Below are 19,738 nucleotides of genomic sequence, written 5' to 3'. Positions count from 1 at the left end.
GCGCCACTGTGGCTTAGGCAAAAATTTAATGCGGCGAAAGCAAAAAGTGGCGCGCCAGCAGTGCACCGGTGAAGTTCTTTTTCAGGTAAAAGCCGCGCGGCAATGTGAGGATGGTTTCGCCATGTTCGCCAATGGCCTCGGTCAGCGCTTTACTGTTAGCAGCCTTCGGGCGCAATTGCAGAACTTCGCCGTGACGGGCGGTAATTCGGGTGACCTGACCTAATACAATCAAATCCATCAACTCTTCCCAGTCGAGCCGCAACTGCTGTTCTTCTTCTGCATTTGGGCTCCAGAGCAGCGGCGATCCGACGCGGCGATCCGCCACCGGTATCTCGCGTGATCCTTCAATGGGAACCCATAAGACGCGCTTGAGCTTATGCCGCACGTGGCTGGTTTCCCACACGACGCCACTGTTGCCGGTAAGTGGTGCCACGCACACAAATGTGGTTTCCAGCGGGCGTCCCTGGTTATCCACCGGAATTGTTTTTAGCTCAACGCCCAGCGCGGCAAAATCTTGCTCGGGTTTACTGCCTGCGCTGGCACCGAGCCACAGCTCCAACAGAACACCTGTCCAGCCTTTATCACGCTTTAAATCACGCGGAACGGGCAAGCCTGCAAGGGCGGCCAGTTCGCCGAGCGTGTAGCCCGCCAGGCGCTGCGCCTGGGCAAGCAATTGCACTTCTGATTCAGGCGGTGAAGTGAAAGGAGCCAACGCGAACATGTTAAAAACCTTTTGCTTAAAAAATAACCGCTAATTTTGCACCGTAGCCCGGCAGTGTACCTTTTTCTTTGTGCTATGAACAATTGCATGATTTATAAGGTAATTTACGGAGGGTTTTGAAGAGTTGCGCAACTACATGTCGGGTTTTCCAAATCTGGTCACTGACAATGAACAGGATCTTACACCATGTTATCCACAGAAAAGTGGGATAACTGGGAAAAAGTGCCACTACTGTTTCGATTTACAGCCTTGACGTGCGAGGAAAATCGAAATTCTGCACAAAATGTGCCTAACTTATTGGCATAATCTGTGGATAAATTCGACTCTGTTCGATCTTTCATCAGCGCCAGGATCCTTAAGGTGATGATCGTCACATTATGGGCCTGTTAACGGTTGAAAAGCTACTTAACTTAATGAATTACTGTATTTTATTTGTTGCATGCAAAACGGGGTTATTCAGACTGCTCTGGGTTTTCCCTGGGTAATTCCATACTTTTTCACAACTCTATCCACAGAAAAGGTGAATAAAAAGCGTCGTCAAAATCGTTTTCTGTTTATAACTTTGATAATTACTGTGAGTTATTCAAATGTTATTCGTTCGTATCCCTGTCATAGAGTGGTTTACCGTTTTCCGGGAGTGTGAAACAATCGCTTTATTCAGACTTTTTTTGAGGTAGTCCGGTGATTGATGACGATGGCTACCGCCCAAATGTTGGAATCGTAATCTGTAATCGACAAGGTCAGGTCATGTGGGCCAGACGCTTTGGACAGCACTCGTGGCAGTTCCCCCAAGGGGGAATTAACCCTGGCGAGTCCCCGGAACAAGCAATGTATCGGGAACTGTTTGAGGAAGTGGGCTTAAGTCGTAAAGATGTTCGTATCCTTGCTTCTACGCGTAACTGGTTGCGTTACAAGTTACCGAAACGTTTGGTGCGTTGGGACACAAAGCCGGTTTGTATCGGCCAGAAACAAAAATGGTTTCTTTTGCAGTTGATAGGTAACGATAGTGAGATCAACATGCAGACCAGCAGCACGCCCGAGTTTGATGGCTGGCGTTGGGTGAGCTACTGGTATCCTGTCCGTCAGGTAGTGTCGTTTAAACGCGATGTCTACCGACGGGTGATGAAAGAGTTTGCAAGCGCGGTGATGTCGCTTCAGGAAACGCCTCCGAAGCCGCAAAGTGCGCCTGCCTGGCGACGTAAACGAGGTTAAGCCACCCACATTATGCTCACCCGACTGCGAGAAATAGTTGAGAAAGTCGCCAGCGCGCCACGCCTTAATGAAGCGCTGGAAATATTGGTTACCGACGTTTGTCTGGCGATGGAAACCGAAGTGTGCTCGGTCTATCTCGCAGATCACGACCGGCGTTGTTATTACCTGATGGCGACCCGCGGTTTAAAAAAGCCGCGTGGTCGTACCGTCGCGCTCGCATTCGATCAGGGAATTGTCGGTCTGGTAGGCAGGCTGGCGGAACCCATCAACCTGGCGGATGCGCAAAAACATCCCAGTTTTAAATACATTCCTGCTGTTAAAGAAGAGCGCTTTCGCGCTTTTCTTGGCGTACCTATTATTCAGCGTCGTCAGTTGCTTGGTGTGCTGGTGGTGCAACAGCGCGAGCTACGCCAGTACGATGAAAGCGAAGAGTCCTTTCTGGTCACGCTTGCTACCCAGATGGCGGCTATCCTCTCCCAGTCACAGTTAAACGCGCTGTTTGGCCAGTATCGGCAGACGCGAATTCGCGCCTTACCGGCAGCGCCAGGTGTTGCTATCGCTGAAGGTTGGGTCGATGAAACGCTGCCGTTAATGGAACAGGTTTATCCGGCCTCGACGCTTGATACCTCGCTTGAGCGCGAAAGATTAACAGCGGCTCTGGAAGAAGCCGCCAATGAATTTCGCCGTTACAGCAAACGTTTCGCCGCCGGCGCGCAAAAAGAGACGGCGGCAATTTTCGATCTCTATTCGCACCTGCTTTCCGATGCGCGCCTGCGCCGTGAGCTGTTTGAAGAAGTGGACAGGGGCGTGGTGGCTGAATGGGCGGTAAAAACCGTAATTGAAAGTTTTGCCGAACAGTTTGCTGCCCTCAATGATGGCTACCTGAAAGAGCGCTCTGGAGATTTGCGTACGCTGGGCCAGCGTTTGTTATTCCACCTGGATGACTCCATTTCCGGGCCAAACAGTTGGCCGGAGCGCTTTATCCTCGTTGCCGAGGAACTCTCCGCCACGACACTTGCAGAACTGCCGCACGACAGGCTAGTGGGTGTGGTGGTGCGTGACGGTGCGTCAAATTCGCACGCGGCAATTATGGTGCGCGCGCTTGGCATCCCGACGGTAATGGGGGCGGATATTCAGCCCGCCGTGCTGCAACGTCGCATGTTGGTGGTGGACGGTTATCGCGGTGAGCTGTTGGTGGATCCTGAACCGGTATTGTTGCAGGAATACCAGCGCCTTATCAGCGAAGAGAATGAACTCAGCCGCCTTGCCGAAGACGACGTGAACCTGGCCGCGCAGCTAAAAAGCGGCGAGCGGGTGAAGGTGATGCTGAACGCAGGTTTAAGCCCAGAGCATGAAGAGAAACTGGGCAGCCGCATCGACGGAATTGGGCTTTATCGCACAGAAATCCCGTTTATGTTGCAAAGCGGCTTCCCGTCGGAAGAGGAACAGGTGGCGCAATACCAGGGCATGTTGCAGATGTTTAACGATAAGCCTGTGACGCTGCGTACGCTCGATATCGGCGCTGATAAGCAATTACCTTATATGCCTATCAGCGAGGAGAACCCTTGCCTTGGCTGGCGTGGTATTCGAATCACGCTCGACCAGCCGGAAATCTTCCTGGTGCAGGTGCGCGCCATGCTGCGTGCCAATGCGGCAACCGGGAATCTCAGCATTCTGCTGCCGATGATCACCAGTATTGACGAAATCGATGAAGCGCGCAGGCTAATCGAGCGCGCCGGTCGTGAAGTGGAAGAGATGATCGGTTACGCAATTCCTAAGCCGCGTATCGGAGTAATGCTGGAAGTGCCGTCAATGGTGTTTATGTTGTCGCACCTGGCGAATCGCGTCGATTTTATCTCGATTGGCACCAACGACCTGACGCAATACATCCTGGCCGTTGATCGTAACAATACCCGAGTGGCAAATATGTACGACAGCCTGCACCCGGCGGTGCTGCGGGCGCTGGCGATGGTTGCCGATGAAGCAGAACGGTTAGGCATTGATATCCGCTTGTGCGGTGAAATGGCCGGGGATCCGATGTGCGTCGCCGTGCTTATTGGCCTTGGGTACCGCCATCTCTCCATGAACGGACGCTCGGTGGCGCGCATTAAATATTTGCTACGGCGTATTGATTGTGAAGAGGCGCAAACGCTGGCGAGACGTACCCTGGATGCGCAACTGGCAACCGAAGTGCGTCATCAAATTGCCGCATTTATGGAGCGGCGTGGGCTGGGCGGCCTGATTCGCGGTGGAATTTAGCCGGTTCAGGGATATACATAACTTTTACAACTTCGCCGCCACCCGCTCGCGGTGCCTTATGCTATGATTCGCAGCTTTGGAGCGACCGACAATTGCGGTCGCGTAGGTGAACCGCTGTCCACTTTCGGCGGAATAACAACAAGTTGTGGTGACAGATGAACAGTGGCTATCTGCATTTTCCGGACTTTGATCCGGTGATTTTTTCCATTGGACCGGTTTCCCTCCACTGGTACGGATTGATGTACCTGGTGGGTTTCGTTTTTGCGATGTGGCTGGCAACGCGCCGGGCGAATCGTCCGGGCAGTGGCTGGACAAAAAACGAAGTTGAAAACCTTCTCTACGCAGGATTTCTCGGTGTTTTCCTCGGCGGCCGTCTCGGCTATGTGCTGTTCTATAACTTCCCGGTTTTCCTGAACGACCCGCTTTATCTGTTCCGTGTGTGGGACGGGGGCATGTCCTTCCACGGCGGTTTGATTGGCGTGATTGTGGTGATGGTTATCTTCGCCAGACGCACCAAACGCAGCTTCTTCCAGGTTTCCGATTTTATAGCTCCGCTGATCCCGTTTGGCCTTGGCGCAGGGCGTCTGGGTAACTTTATCAACGGTGAGCTGTGGGGGCGCGTTGACCCGTCATTCCCATTTACCATGCTCTTCCCTGGTTCGCGCGCAGAAGATGTTGCGCTGCTGCCCGCTCATCCTGAATGGCAGTCGATCTTTGACACCTACGGTGTGCTGCCGCGTCACATGTCTCAGCTGTATGAACTGGCGCTGGAAGGTATTGTACTGTTTGTCATCCTTAACTTGTTTATTCGCAAACCTCGCCCGACGGGCGCGGTCTCCGGCTTGTTCCTGATAGGCTACGGCGCGTTCCGTATCATCGTTGAATTCTTCCGCCAGCCCGACGCCCAGTTTACCGGCGAGTGGGTGCAATACATCAGCATGGGGCAGATCCTCTCCATTCCGATGATCGTTGCAGGCGCAATCATGATGATTTGGGCGTACCGCCATCGTTCGCCACAACACGTTTCCTGAGGAACCATGAAACAGTATTTAGAGTTGATGCAAAAGGTGCTTAATGAAGGCACCCCGAAAAACGACCGCACCGGGACAGGCACGCTGTCTATTTTTGGCCATCAGATGCGTTTTAATCTGCAGGACGGCTTCCCGCTGGTGACCACCAAGCGCTGCCATTTGCGTTCAATTATTCATGAGCTGCTGTGGTTCCTGCAGGGCGACACCAATATTGCCTATCTGCGCGAAAACAAAGTCACCATTTGGGACGAATGGGCCGACGAACAGGGCAATCTTGGTCCGGTTTACGGCAAACAGTGGCGCGCATGGCCTACGCCGGACGGCCGCCATATCGACCAGATCACGACGGTTATTAACCAGTTGAAAAACGACCCGGATTCACGCCGCATTATTGTTTCCGCGTGGAATGTCGGTGAGCTGGACAAAATGGCGCTGGCCCCTTGCCACGCGTTCTTCCAGTTCTACGTGGCGGACGGCAAGCTCTCCTGCCAGCTCTACCAACGTTCCTGCGATGTGTTCCTTGGTCTGCCGTTCAATATCGCCAGCTATGCCTTGCTGGTGCATATGATGGCTCACCAGTGCGATCTGCAACCGGGCGATTTCGTCTGGACCGGTGGCGACACCCACCTTTACAGCAACCACCTGGAACAAACCCGTCTGCAACTAAGCCGTGAACCGCGTGCGCTGCCGAAACTGGTTATCAAGCGTAAGCCTGAGTCGCTATTTGACTACCGTTTCGAAGACTTCGAAATCGAAGGCTACGATCCACATCCGGCCATCAAAGCGCCTGTCGCTATCTGATTTCTACCAACATGTCATAACCGGTGCGGCAACGTACCGGTTTTTTTTACCTGATAATCGTTTCTTCGGCCTTGCTTCCACCCCACCTGCAACTCACTGCAACGTGACGCATTTCCTTCGTACTGCCTCGTAACATCTTTGTTTGCACCTCGATCTGAATGCACCCTAACGACACACTACTGCCATGAAAAAAGAAGATGGCTTCACCCTGATTGAAACCCTCGTCGCAATGGTGCTGATTGTTATCCTGAGCGGTGCTGGTATCTCAGGTTGGCAACGTTGGCAGGCGCAGCAGCGGCTGTGGCAAACCGCATTACAGGTGCGGCATTTACTTGAACGTCTGCGTGATGATGCCAACTGGCACAACCGTTCACAGCTCGTGTATGGCATTCGTGAAGGCGAAGGCTGGTGCCTGGTGAATTCGCCGTCGCAAACCTGTGCTGTCCAGAATGCTTTCTCACTGCAACCTCGTTGGCCTGACGTCACGCTGGTTGATGTGACGCCTTCGCTGGGGTTCTTTGGCCTGCGCAATACGGCCTGGCCTGGCAACATTCGGATACGTAGCAGTGCGGGAGAGTGGCGGGTGGTGGTTTCGGCGTGGGGAAGGATCAGAATGTGCCAGCCATCAGCGGAGAATCTATGTTAGACAAGCAAAAAGGGTTTTCACTGTTGGAAACCGTTCTGGCAATGGCAATCGGCAGCGTGCTGTTACTGGCATCCGCTCGTTTTTTACCGGCACTACAGATGGCGGTAACGCAGCACACCCGTATCCAGACGGTGGAAGACGATCTCTGGCTGCAACTGCGCGGCATCGCAAAACATCTCCAGCGAGCGGGGTATTGCAATGGCAGCTGTAGCGGCCAGCCGCTGGTTATCAGTAGCAGTGGTGATTGCGTCATTGCTCAGTGGGACGCCAACAGCAATGGACGCTGGGAGTCATCGGGAAGCAGCGAACCGGAACAAACCGGTTTTAGGGTGCAAAGTGGCGCACTGGAAATCATGCGCGGAGCAACATCTTGCAGTGGCCGTGGCTGGGAAAAAATCACTGATCCTGCCCAGATGAGCATTGAGTATTTTCATGTTGCTCAGCATCAGACACCGGGGTTTTCACCACAGCTCGCAATTACACTTTCGGCTCGTGTTCCGGGCTATGGCGGGCAACCCCTTACCGCTGATTTGAGCGTGACTGGATATAACTTATGAACCGGCAACGGGGTATGTCATCGCTGGCGTTGGTCTTACTGTTACTGCTGCTGGGCAGCCTGATGTTACACGGTTTAAACCAGCAATTGAGCAGCCATATCTGGCGTGTGAACAGTGAAGCTCAAGGGATACGCAACGCTGCGGAGATCTCTTCGTCCATGGAGTGGGCGCGTCATCAAACCTGGCCAGCCCAGCCTGCTCTGCAGTGCCAGCAAAGCGCTGTGCCCAATGTTCGAAATTGTTTACGCATTTTGGCCGATGGGAGCGCGTTGCTGATTGTCGCAAACGCAGAAGCATCGCTGTGGCAACTAGGGCGTGTGGAGGACGCGCAGGTGCGTTTTTTGCCGCATGGCTGGAGTGATTTTTGCCCACTAAAAGAGGAAGCGTTATGCCAGTCGCCGTAAACAAACAACGAGGCTTTAGCCTTACAGAGGTTCTGCTGGCTATGGTGTTAATGGTGATGGTCGTTACCGCGCTTGGCGGTTATCATCGTGCGTTGGCCTCGGGGTTTGTATCCACCAGCCAGTGGCGACAGTTATGGCGTTATGCCTGGCAACAGGCGCAACCAGAAGCCCCTCCGTTACCACCAGGCTGGCAAGTTCAGCGGGGGCAGACAACCACTGGGGGATGTGTCAGCATCAACGTTACCGTTAATTCGCCAGCGGGCAGGCAGGGGCAAATGACGCGATTATTTTGCCCGAACAGTCAGTAGTCAGGAGCGCTTATGTTAAGGGTTTACCACTCCAATCGTCTGGATGTGCTGGAAGCATTGATGGAGTTTATTGTTGAGCATGACAGGCTCGACGATCCCTTTGAGCCGGAAGTTGTGCTGGTGCAGAGCACCGGCATGGCGCAATGGCTGCAAATGACTCTCGCGCAGAAGTTTAGTATTGCCGCCAATATTACGTTCCCGCTGCCCGCGAGCTTTATCTGGGACATGTTTGTCACCGTTCTGGACGGAATTCCGAAAGAGAGTGCGTTTAACAAGCAGAGCATGAGCTGGAAGCTCATGTCGCTGCTGCCCGGCATGTTAGAGCAGGATGAGTTCACCACGCTGCGACACTATCTGAATGACGACGATGACAAGCGTAAACTCTTCCAGCTCTCTTCACGCGTGGCGGATCTCTACGATCAATATCTGGTTTACCGCCCGGAGTGGCTGACGCGATGGGAAGTGGGTGAACAGATCGACGGGCTGGATGAAGCGCAGCGCTGGCAAGCACCGTTGTGGCGTGCATTGGTGGAACATACTGCCGCACTGGGGCAGCCACACTGGCACCGCGCCAACCTCTATCAGCGTTTTATCGATAAGCTTGAATCGGCCGCGCAGCGGCCCGCCGGTTTGCCTTCGCGCGTTTTTATTTGTGGGATTTCCGCGCTGCCGCCCATCTATCTACAAGCGCTTCAGGCGCTGGGTAAACATATTGATGTCCATCTTTTGTTTACTAATCCCTGTCGCTACTACTGGGGCGACATTAAAGATCCGGCGTTTCTGGCGAAACTGATCACCCGGAATCGTCGGCATCACCGGGAAAACCGACAGTTTCCACTGTTCCGTGATACAGAAAACGCTGAAGGTCTGTTCAATCCAGATGGCGAGCAGGATGTTGGTAACCCTTTGCTGGCTTCGTGGGGCAAACTGGGGCGGGACAATATTTTCCTGCTGGCGGGGATGGATCGCTATGAAGAACTGGATGCTTTCGTCGACATTACGCCCGGCTCGCTGCTGCAAAATCTGAAGTACGATATCCTGGAACTGCAAAATGGTGCTGTTGCAGGCGTAACGGCAGAAGAGTTTTCCCGCAGTGACAAAAAGCGGCTGCTTGATCCCAACGATCGCAGCGTAACGGTGCATATCTGCCACAGCCCGCAACGAGAAGTGGAGATCCTGCATGACCGGCTGCTAACGATGCTGGAAGAGGACCCTGAACTGACACCTCGCGATATCGTGGTAATGGTCGCCGATATCGACAGTTATAGCCCGTATATTCAGGCGGTTTTCGGTAGCGCCAGCGGGGAACGTTATCTTCCCTATGCTATTTCCGACCGCCGCGCGCGGCAGGCGCATCCGGCGCTGCAGGCGTTTATCAGCTTGCTCTCTCTGCCTGACAGTCGCTTTGTCAGTGAAGATGTACTGGCGCTGTTGGATGTTCCTGTGCTGGCAGCGCGTTTCAATATCGATGAAGAAGGGCTGCGTTACCTGCGCTTATGGGTCAATGAATCCGGCATTCGCTGGGGAATGGATGACGACAACGTACGAGAGCTTGAATTGCCGCCGACCGGGCAGCACACCTGGCAATTTGGCCTGACGCGAATGCTGCTCGGTTATGCGATGGAAAGCCGCCAGGGTGAGTGGCAATCAATTTTACCGTATGACGAATCCAGCGGGCTTATCGCGGAGTTAGTCGGTCACCTGGCAGAACTGTTAATGCAGCTTAATATCTGGCGTCGCGGGCTGGCAGAGGCACGGCCACTGGAAGAGTGGCTCCCGGTTTGCCGCGACATGCTCAATGACTTTTTCCTGCCAGACCAGGACACAGAAGCCGCGCTAGCTCTGATTGAACAGCAGTGGCAGGACATTATCGCGCAGGGCGTTGGTGCGAATTACCACGAATCGATCCCACTTTCGTTACTGCGTGACGAGCTTGCTCAACGTCTTGATCAGGAACGTATAAGCCAGCGTTTCCTCGCGGGACCTGTGAATATTTGCACCCTGATGCCGATGCGCTCTATTCCTTTTAAAGTGGTCTGTCTGCTGGGTATGAACGATGGTGTTTACCCGCGCGCACTGCCTCCGCTGGGGTTTGACCTGATGAGCCAGAAGCCGCAGCGTGGCGACCGAAGCCGTCGGGATGATGACCGTTACTTGTTCCTCGAAGCGCTTAACTCTGCACAGCAGCAGCTCTATATCAGCTACATCGGTCGGTCTATCCAGGATAACAAAGAACGCTTCCCCTCGGTGTTGGTGCAGGAGCTGGTGGATTACATCGGGCAGAGCCACTACTTGCCGGGTGATGCATTGCTTAATTGCGATGAAAGCGAGCAGCGGGTAAAGGCACATATCACGCATCTGCATACGCGTATGCCGTTTGATCCGGCAAATTATACGGCTGATGAGTGGCAAAGTTATGTTCGCGACTGGCTACCTGCCGCGAGTTCACAGGGCCAGGCACATGCTGAGTTTATTCAAACACTGGATGACGTGCCGCTTGAAACGCTTACTTTTGATCAGCTTCAGCGTTTTTGGGCGCATCCGGTGCGCGCTTTTTTCCAGATGCGCCTGCGCGTTAATTTCCGCCCGGAAGAGAGTGAAATTCCGGATGCTGAGCCGTTTATCCTTGATGGCCTGAGCCGTTATCAGCTTAATCAGGAGATATTAAATACGCTGGTCGAAGAGCAAGACGCAGAGAAGCTGTTTCGCCGCTACCGCGCGGCTGGCGTACTGCCTTATGGGGCGTTCGGTGAAATTATCTGGGAAACCCAATGTCAGGAGATGCAGGAGCTTGCTAACCGCGTCATTGAATATCGCCAGCCTTCCGACAGCCTCGAAATTGACCTCCATTGCGCAGGGGTTCATCTCACCGGATGGCTGCCGCGTGTTCAGTCAGACGGGCTATTGCGCTGGCGTCCGGCTTTGTTGAACGTTTCGCAAGGCGTGCAACTTTGGCTGGAACATCTTGTCTATTGTGCCAGCGGCGGCACCGGCACCAGCCGCTTGTTAGTCCGCAAAGAGGGCGAATGGTGTTTCCCCGCGCTATCTGCTGATAAGGCACAGGAATATCTGGCAACTCTGATTGAAGGCTATCGGGAAGGCATGGTGAAACCGCTCCTGCTGTTGCCGGAAAGCGGTGGCGCATGGATAAAAGTCTGTTATGACGCGACAAATGATGCCATGGTAAAGGACGAAGAGACGTTACAAAAAGCGCAGAGTAAATTCCTGCAGGCATACGAAGGCAACATGGTGGTACGCGGTGAAGGCGATGATGTGTGGTATCAGCGCTTGTGGCGAACCCTTGAACCTGAGTATTACGCTGAAATTATCGAACAAGCGCAGCGTTTTCTGTTACCGCTTTATCGACACAACCAGTCCGATTGATTGTATAAAAATTGCGCGAAATGGTCGCATCCATTATCATGCGCGACGGTCACGGACTGATATAACAAGAGTGCTGGCTCAGCCAGCACAGATTTACCCGGCTTTCTCGATTACCCCTGGGCGAGCCGGAAAAGTTAATGATGAGGTTCGTGAATGCCCCGCAGCACCTGGTTAAAAGCTATAGTCCTGTTTTTTGCCCTCTGGGCTTCATTCAGTCAAGCAGACAACGGTTGGCAACCTGTTCAGGAAACTATCCGTAAAAGCGACAAAGATACCCGGCAATATCAGGCGATACGCCTTGATAACGGCATGGTCGTGTTGCTGGTGTCCGACGCGCAGGCGGTAAAATCGCTTTCCGCGCTGGTGGTGCCGGTCGGCTCGCTGGAAGATCCTGATGCGCACCCCGGCCTTGCTCACTACCTTGAGCACATGACACTGATGGGTTCGAAAAAATACCCGCAGCCCGATAGCCTGGCCGAATTCCTTAAGTTGCATGGCGGCAGCCATAATGCCAGCACTGCGCCTTATCGCACCGCTTATTATCTGGAAGTGGAGAACAATGCGCTGGAAGGGGCCGTTGACCGTTTGGCCGATGCGATTGCCGCTCCTATGCTGGATAAAAAATATGGTGAACGTGAGCGCAACGCGGTTAACGCCGAGCTGACAATGGCCCGCACCCGTGACGGTATGCGTATGGCGCAGGTCAGCGCGGAAACCATCAACCCGGCACACCCCGGCGCGCGCTTCTCCGGCGGTAACCTTGAAACCCTGAGCGATAAGCCGGGCAGCCCTGTTCACGCCGCGCTGCTGGCGTTTCGCGATAAATATTATTCGGCCAACCTGATGAAGGCGGTGATTTACAGTAACCGCCCATTAGCGGAACTGGCGAAAATTGCCGTCGAAACGTATGGCCGTGTGCCGAATAAAAATATCGACAAGCCGGACATCACTGTTCCCGTGGTGACCGATGCGCAGAAAGGCATCATCATCCATTATGTCCCGGCGGTGCCGCGTAAAGTGCTCCGTGTGGAGTTTCGTATTGATAACAATACCGCCGCGTTTCGCAGCAAAACGGATGAGCTTATTACCTATTTGATTGGCAATCGCAGCCCGGGTACGCTCTCGGACTGGCTGCAAAGCCAGGGGCTGGTAGAGAGCATTCGCGGTGATTCCGATCCGGTGGTGAATGGTAACAGCGGCGTGCTGGCTATATCCGCAACGTTGACCGATAAAGGCCAGGCCAATCGTGACGAAGTCGTGGCCGCCATTTTCAGCTACCTGCAACTGCTGCGGGAAAAAGGCGTTGATAAGCGCTATTTCGACGAGCTGGCACATATTCTCGATCTCGATTTCCGCTATCCCTCAATTACTCGCGATATGGATTACGTCGAGTGGCTGGCGGATACCATGATCCGCGTGCCCGTCGCCCATACGCTGGACTCGGTGAACATTGCCGATCGGTTCGATGCCAAAGCGGTGCAGGCGCGTCTTGATGAAATGACGCCGCAAAATGCACGTATCTGGTACATCAGCCCGAATGAACCGCACAATAAAACGGCCTATTTTGTTGAAGCACCTTACCAGGTGAATAAAATCACACCGGAAACCTATGCCGACTGGCAGACGCGCGAGAGCCGTATCGCGCTGAAATTTCCGGAGTTGAACCCCTACATTCCGGACGACTTCACGCTGATAAAACCCGCGAAGCGGTACGAACATCCTGAACTGATTGTCGATGAGCCGACGCTGCGCGTGGTGTATATGCCAAGCCAATATTTCGCCAATGAGCCCAAAGCGGATGTCAGCGTGGTACTGCGTAACCCACAGGCGATGGATAGCGCGAAAAGTCAGGGGATGTTTGCCCTTAATGATTATCTGGCGGGGCTGGCGCTCGATCAGCTCAGTAATCAGGCGGCGGTCGGTGGCATCAGTTTTTCCACCAATGCCAATAATGGTTTGATGCTTAACGCCAACGGTTATACCCAGCGTTTGCCGCAGCTTTTCCAGGCACTGCTGGCGGGCTATTTCAGCTATACGCCAACGGAAGAACAGCTTGCCCAGGCCAAATCCTGGTATGAGCAGATGATGGATTCCGCCGAAAAAGGCAAAGCGTTCGATCAGGCAATCATGCCTGTCCAAATGTTGTCACAGGTGCCTTATTTCCAGCGTGAAGAGCGTCGCGCATTGCTGCCGTCTATTACCTTGCAGGATATTTTGCACTACCGCGATGCGCTGAAAAATAATGCGCGTCCGGAATTCCTGGTCGTGGGTAACCTGAGCGAACAGCAGACGAAAGACCTCGCTCATGACGTGCAAAAACAGCTTGGCGCTAACGGTACGGTGTGGTGCCGCAATCAGAATGTCGTGGTGGACAAGCAGCAGAATGCGAGCTTTGAAAAAGCGGGCAACAGCACGGATTCCGCACTCGCGGCGGTGTTTGTCCCCACCGGTTTTGATGAGTTCAGCAGTTCGGCATACAGTGCCATGTTAGGGCAAATCGTGCAGCCGTGGTTCTATAACCAACTGCGTACGGAAGAACAACTGGGTTACGCCGTGTTCGCCTTCCCAATGAGTGTGGGTCGCCAGTGGGGCATGGGGTTCTTGTTACAAAGCAACGACAAGCAGCCAGCCTATCTCTGGGAGCGCTACAAGGCTTTCTTCCCCACGGCAGAGGCGAAATTACGGGCAATGAAGCCGGAAGAGTTTGCGCAGCTTCAGCAGGGCGTCATCACGCAACTTACGCAAGCGCCGCAAACGTTAAGTGAAGAAGCTTCCAAACTCAGCAAAGATTTTGATCGCGGCAATATGCGTTTCGATTCGCGTGATAAAGTAGTCGCTCAGATAAAACTGCTGACGCCGAAAAAACTTGCCGATTTCTTCCATCAGGCGGTGGTAGAGCCGCAAGGTATGGCGATCCTGTCGCAGATCTCCGGTAGCCAGAGCGGGAAAGCCGATTATGCTCGCCCGCAGGGCTGGAAGGTCTGGGATAGCACCAGCGCTTTGCAGCAAACCTTACCGAAGATGACCGAGAAAGATGAGAGAAACGACCGCTGAGACCCTTGATCCCTTGCGCTTGCCGCTCACCGGCGAGCGCCTGATTGAAGCCTCGGCGGGTACCGGTAAAACTTTTACCATTGCCGCGCTCTATTTGCGGCTGCTATTAGGGTTAGGCGGTAGCGCCGCCTTCCCGCGCCCGCTCAGCGTTGAAGAACTGCTGGTGGTGACTTTCACCGAGGCCGCGACAGAAGAACTGCGCGGCCGCATTCGCAGTAACATCCATGAGTTGCGCATTGCTTGCCTGCGCGAAACGACCGATAACCCACTGTACGCACGTCTGCTGGACGAGATTGCTGATAAGCAACAGGCGGCGCAGTGGCTGCTGCTGGCAGAGCGGCAAATGGACGAAGCGGCAATCTTTACCATCCACGGTTTTTGCCAGCGCATGCTGAGCCTGAATGCCTTCGAATCCGGCATGCTATTTGAACTGCAATTGCTGGAAGATGAGTCGCTGCTGCGTTACCAGGCCTGTGCGGATTTCTGGCGTCGCCACTGCTACCCGCTGACGCGCGAAATTGCTGAAGTTATCCATGCTTCGTGGAAAGGGCCGCAGGACCTGCTGAAAGCGATAGATCGTTATCTGCAAGGGGAAGCGCCGCAAATTAAAACGCCACCAGCGGCAGACGAAACGCTGGCCTCTCGCCATCAGCAAATCATTGCGCAGATTGGCGAGGTGAAGCGTCAGTGGCGCACTTGCGTCAATGAAATCGAGCCACTGCTCGAAAACTCCGGTATTGACCGGCGCAAATTCAACCGCGGCAACCAGGCGAAGTGGATCGAGAAAATCTCCACCTGGGCGCAGGAAGAGACTCGCAGCTACCTGTTGCCAGACGCGCTGGAAAAATTCACTCAGTCCTTTCTTATTGAACGCACCAAAGCCGACGGCGTCGCGCCGGAACACCCGCTTTTCGTCGCCATTGAAGCCTTGCTGGCGCAGTCATTGACGCTCAACGATCTGGTACTGACCAGCGCGATGCGTGAGATCCGTGAAACGGTGGCAAAAGAGAAACGCCGCCGCGGCGAACTGGGCTTTGACGATATGCTCAGCCGCCTTGATGATGCCCTGCAAAGCCCGAACGGCGAAGCGTTGGCTGCGGCAATCCGCACCCGTTTCCCGGTTGCGATGATCGATGAGTTTCAGGATACCGACCCGCAACAGTACCGTATTTTTAGCCGCATCTGGTTGAAACAGCCGGATTGCGGTTTGTTGTTGATTGGCGACCCAAAACAGGCCATTTACGCGTTTCGCGGCGCGGATATTTTCACCTATATGAAAGCGCGCGATGAAGTGAGCGCCCGCTATACGCTGGACACTAACTGGCGCTCGTCGCCTGGCATGATTGCCAGCGTCAACCAGCTCTTCAGCCGGATGGACGACGCTTTCATGTTCCGTCAAATCCCATTCCTGCCGGTAAAATCCGCCGCCAAAAACGCAGGCTTACGCTTTGCGTATCACGGTGAAACGCAGCCTGCGATGAAGCTGTGGCTGATGGAGGGCGACGGTGTAAGCGTAGGGGATTATCAGGGATTTATGGCGCAGCTATGCGCAGCGCAAATCCGCGACTGGCTGAGCGCCGGGCTGCGGGGCGAAGCGCTACTGTATGAAGGGGAAAACGCGCGGCCAGTAAAAGCGTCGGATATTACCGTGCTGGTGCGTAGCCGCCACGAAGCCTCGCTTATCCGCGATGCGCTGACGTTACTGAATATTCCGTCTGTGTACCTTTCCAACCGCGACAGCGTCTTTGAAACACCGGAAGCGCAGGAGTTGCTGTGGCTATTGCAGGCGGTGCTTGCGCCGGAACGCGAAAGTACGCTACGCAGTGCACTGGCGACATCCTTGCTGGGACTCACCGCGCTGGACATTGATGCGCTCAACCAAAATGAGCTGGCGTGGGATGAGATTGTCGAAGAGTTTTCCGGCTATCGCGAGTTGTGGCAGAAACGCGGTGTTATGGCGATGCTGCGCAGGCTGATGAGTGCGCGACATGTGGCGGAAAACTTACTGGCGACCCCCGGCGGTGAACGTCGGCTGACGGATATCCTGCACATCAGCGAATTGTTGCAGGAGGCGGGTACGCAGTTGGAAAGTGAACACGCGCTTACCCGCTGGCTGGCGCAGCGTATCGCGGAGCCGAACGCTAACGCTTCGAGCGAGCAACTGCGGCTGGAGAGCGATAAACATCTGGTGCAGATTGTCACCATCCACAAATCGAAAGGGCTGGAGTATCCGCTGGTCTGGCTGCCGTTTATCGCCAATTTCCGCATTCAGGATCAGGGCTTTTACCACGATCGCGATTCTTTTGCCGCCGTGCTCGATCTCAGCCATGGTGAAGAAAGCGTTGCGCTGGCGGAAGCGGAACGTCTGGCTGAAGATCTGCGTTTGCTGTACGTGGCATTGACGCGCTCGGTCTGGCATTGCAGTTTAGGGGTTGCTCCACTGTTTCGTCGCCGTGGCGAAAAAGCCGGAGCCAGTGATTTTCACCAGAGCGCGCTGGGGCGACTTTTGCAAAAAGGCGAAGCGCTGGATGCCGCAGCGTTGCGTAATGTTTTGCAGCAACTGTGCAATGACGATATTGCCCTTGGCATCCCTTCAATGCCGGACGCCGAGCGCTGGCAACTGCCGCAAACGGAATCACCGACGCTGAGCGTGCGTGAAATCACGCGGCGCATCAGCGATGACTGGCGTGTCACCAGTTATTCCGGCTTGCAACAGCGTGCTCATGGCATCGCTCAGGATCTGCTGCCGCGTCTGGATATTGACGCAGCCGGAGAGCGAGAGGCGTTGCAGGAGCCGGTGCTAACGCCGCACCAGTTTCCGCGTGGCGCGGCACCGGGAACATTTTTGCATAGCTTGTTTGAAGACCTGGATTTTACGCAGCCTGTAGCCGACGCTTGGGTTGAAGAAAAACTGCTGGCGGGCGGTTACGAAGCACACTGGCAGCCGGTGCTAAGCCGCTGGCTGGAAACAGTGTTGCATGTGCCGCTGGCACAAACAGGCATCTCCCTTAGCCAGTTGACGAACAAAGAGAAACAGGTGGAGATGGAGTTTTACCTGCCAATTAGCGCCACGTTAAGCGCGGAGGCGCTGGATGAACTCATCCGGCGTTATGATCCGCTATCGGCTGGCTGTCCGCCGCTCGATTTTCGCGATGTGCGCGGCATGTTGAAAGGGTTTATCGACCTGGTGTTTCGCCACAACGGGCGTTATTACCTGCTGGATTATAAATCCAACTGGCTGGGCGAGAGCGCGGAAGCCTACACGCAAGCAGCTATGGCGGCGGCGATGCAGTCGCACCGCTACGACTTGCAGTACCAGCTTTACAGCCTGGCGTTGCACCGTTTTTTGCGCCATCGCATTACAGGGTATGACTACGAACACCATTTCGGCGGCGTGATTTATCTCTTCCTGCGTGGTGTAGAAGCGCAAAACCCACAGCAGGGGATTTTCACTATCCGGCCTGATGTTGAATTGATTACCCAAATGGACGACCTGTTCGCAGGCGTTGCGCCGGAGGTTGCGCCATGAGTATGCGAAGTTTGCTACAGGAAGCGGTGGAGCAGAAGCTGCTGCGCGCGCTGGATGTGCAGTTTGCGCTGACGGTCGCCACGGAGCAGGAACCTGGCGTAATGCTGGCTGCAGCGTTGCTGAGCCACGATACCGGTGAAGGGCACGTATGTCTGCCGCTCGCGCGTCTTACGCTTGAGACATACGGTAATGACTCGCCGCTGTTTAGCGAGTTATTTGCGCTCGCGGGCAATCCGGATGACTGGGATAGCGTCTTGCTGAGTTCGCCCGCCGTGAGCGAAAGTGAAGCCGCTACGCCGATGATCCTCACCGATTCTCGCCTCTACCTGAACCGTATGTGGTGTCATGAGCGGCGGGTTGCCGCGTTTTTTGCCGCACAAGCGCCACTGCAGGATGTCGATGAAACGCGAATGGCGCAGACGCTGGAGACGCTATTTCCATCCTCGTCGGGAACGGAAATCAACTGGCAAAAAGTGGCCGCCGCCGTGGCGCTCACCCGGCGGATTTCGGTGATTTCCGGTGGACCAGGAACCGGAAAAACCACGACCGTGGCAAAACTGCTTGCGGCGCTGGTACAGATAGTGGACGGCGACAAGTGCCGTATCTGCCTTGCCGCGCCAACCGGGAAAGCCGCTGCGCGCCTGACCGAATCGCTGGGCAGTGCGCTACGCCAGTTGCAACTGGATGCACGACAAAAAGCGATGTTGCCGGATGAAGCCAGTACGCTGCACCGGTTGCTTGGCGCGCAGCCCGGCAGCCAGCGAATGCGTCACCACGCCGGCAATCCGTTGCATCTGGATGTGCTGGTCGTCGACGAAGCCTCAATGATCGATTTACCCATGATGTCGCGATTAATCGATGCGCTGCCGTCGCGGGCGCGGGTGATTTTCCTTGGCGATCGCGATCAACTGGCCTCGGTGGAGGCGGGCGCGGTGCTGGGTGATATCTGCGCGTGGGTCAATGCCGGGTATAGCGCTGAACGCGCGGCGCAATTGTCGCGTCTGACCGGCGCAACGGTTCCCGAAGGTATCGCCGACGCGGGCAGCTTGCGTGACAGCCTCTGTTTGCTGCAAAAAAGCTACCGCTTTGGCAGTGATTCTGGGATTGGTCAACTCGCCGCCGCTGTCAATCGGGGCGATAAACGCGCCATGCAAGCAGTATTCAGCCAGGGCTTTACGGATATTGAGCGTAAACCTTTGCACAGCGCGGAAGAGTACCAGGACATGATTGACGATGCGCTTGCGGGTTATGCGCGCTTTCTCTCATTGGTGCGAAGCCATGCCGAACCGAAAGCTGTGATTGCCGCCTTTGGTGAATACCAGCTGCTCTGCGCCTTGCGTGAAGGGCCGTTTGGTGTCGGCGGGCTGAATGAGCGGCTGGAACTGGCGCTGGTACGTCAGCACCACATTACCCGCCTTGCACATTCGCGCTGGTATCACGGGCGACCGGTGATGATTTCGCGTAACGACTCGGCACTGGGGCTGTTTAATGGCGATATCGGTATCGCGCTGGATCAAGGGCAGGGGATCCGCGTCTGGTTCCCGATGCCGGACGGCGAGATCAAACCGGTGTTGCCAAGCCGCTTGCCGGAGCATGATACCGCGTGGGCGATGACAGTACATAAATCGCAGGGTTCGGAGTTTGATCATGCCGCGCTGATCCTGCCGGGACAGATTGCGCCTGTGGTGACGCGTGAACTGGTTTACACCGCTATTACCCGCGCCCGTAATCGCTTGTCGGTGTATGCCGACGAACGCGTGCTGGGGCAGGCGATTGCAACGCGTACTGAACGGCGCAGCGGGCTGGATTCACTCTTTCGTTCGCGGATGTAA

The 19,738-nt window shown here is 54.9% G+C and carries 13 protein-coding genes; 12 read left to right on the top strand and 1 reads right to left on the bottom strand.

Features of this window, described 5'->3' with window-relative positions; genetic code table 11:
- Nucleotides 1–25: 25 nt before the first annotated feature.
- On the bottom strand, nt 26–721 hold the full coding sequence (mutH, locus tag E0L21_RS08095; RefSeq protein ID WP_131408357.1) for a DNA mismatch repair endonuclease MutH: 696 nt from the start codon (nt 719–721) through the stop codon (nt 26–28).
- Nucleotides 722–1,402: 681 nt separating this feature from the next.
- Here mutH and rppH point away from each other — a divergent pair.
- From rppH to recD, 12 genes are all read left to right on the top strand, one after another.
- The gene (gene rppH / locus E0L21_RS08085) at nt 1,403–1,933 is read left to right on the top strand and encodes an RNA pyrophosphohydrolase (RefSeq protein WP_017457684.1); all 531 of its coding nucleotides are present in this window, start codon (nt 1,403–1,405) and stop codon (nt 1,931–1,933) included.
- Nucleotides 1,934–1,945: 12 nt separating this feature from the next.
- Complete coding sequence (ptsP, locus tag E0L21_RS08080; protein WP_131408353.1) at nt 1,946–4,192, top strand: phosphoenolpyruvate--protein phosphotransferase; 2,247 nt, start codon at nt 1,946–1,948, stop codon at nt 4,190–4,192.
- Nucleotides 4,193–4,347: 155 nt separating this feature from the next.
- Nucleotides 4,348–5,223, top strand: coding sequence for a prolipoprotein diacylglyceryl transferase (gene lgt / locus E0L21_RS08075; RefSeq protein ID WP_131408351.1), 876 nt, complete (start codon nt 4,348–4,350; stop codon nt 5,221–5,223).
- Nucleotides 5,224–5,229: 6 nt separating this feature from the next.
- On the top strand, nt 5,230–6,024 hold the full coding sequence (thyA, locus tag E0L21_RS08070; RefSeq protein WP_131408349.1) for a thymidylate synthase: 795 nt from the start codon (nt 5,230–5,232) through the stop codon (nt 6,022–6,024).
- A gap of 184 nt (nt 6,025–6,208) precedes the next feature.
- Complete coding sequence (locus E0L21_RS08065) at nt 6,209–6,670, top strand: prepilin peptidase-dependent protein (RefSeq protein ID WP_131408347.1); 462 nt, start codon at nt 6,209–6,211, stop codon at nt 6,668–6,670.
- Nucleotides 6,664–7,227: a prepilin peptidase-dependent protein gene (locus tag E0L21_RS08060; protein WP_131408345.1), complete on the top strand. Its 564-nt coding sequence runs from the start codon at nt 6,664–6,666 to the stop codon at nt 7,225–7,227. The genes E0L21_RS08065 and E0L21_RS08060 overlap by 7 nt, the downstream gene beginning before the upstream one ends.
- Entirely contained in the window at nt 7,224–7,631 is a 408-nt protein-coding gene (locus E0L21_RS08055) for a DUF2509 family protein (protein ID WP_131408343.1), read from the top strand. Before E0L21_RS08060 ends, E0L21_RS08055 begins: the two co-directional genes overlap by 4 nt.
- Nucleotides 7,616–7,939 (top strand): prepilin-type N-terminal cleavage/methylation domain-containing protein, encoded by a 324-nt coding sequence (locus E0L21_RS08050; RefSeq protein ID WP_131408341.1) that lies wholly within the window; start codon nt 7,616–7,618, stop codon nt 7,937–7,939. The genes E0L21_RS08055 and E0L21_RS08050 overlap by 16 nt, the downstream gene beginning before the upstream one ends.
- 12 nt (nt 7,940–7,951) lie before the next feature.
- Nucleotides 7,952–11,323 (top strand): exodeoxyribonuclease V subunit gamma, encoded by a 3,372-nt coding sequence (gene recC, locus E0L21_RS08045; protein ID WP_131408339.1) that lies wholly within the window; start codon nt 7,952–7,954, stop codon nt 11,321–11,323.
- A gap of 153 nt (nt 11,324–11,476) precedes the next feature.
- Nucleotides 11,477–14,377, top strand: coding sequence for a pitrilysin (gene ptrA, locus E0L21_RS08040; RefSeq protein WP_131408337.1), 2,901 nt, complete (start codon nt 11,477–11,479; stop codon nt 14,375–14,377).
- Entirely contained in the window at nt 14,358–17,906 is a 3,549-nt protein-coding gene (gene recB / locus E0L21_RS08035) for an exodeoxyribonuclease V subunit beta (RefSeq protein ID WP_131408335.1), read from the top strand. The genes ptrA and recB overlap by 20 nt, the downstream gene beginning before the upstream one ends.
- Nucleotides 17,903–19,738, top strand: coding sequence for an exodeoxyribonuclease V subunit alpha (gene recD / locus E0L21_RS08030; RefSeq protein ID WP_131408333.1), 1,836 nt, complete (start codon nt 17,903–17,905; stop codon nt 19,736–19,738). Before recB ends, recD begins: the two co-directional genes overlap by 4 nt.

The organism is Kosakonia quasisacchari, assembly GCF_004331415.1.
Lineage (GTDB): Bacteria > Pseudomonadota > Gammaproteobacteria > Enterobacterales > Enterobacteriaceae > Kosakonia > Kosakonia quasisacchari.
The sequence above is the reverse complement of the archived record's forward strand: the minus strand, read 5'-3'. Positions and strand labels throughout refer to the sequence as shown.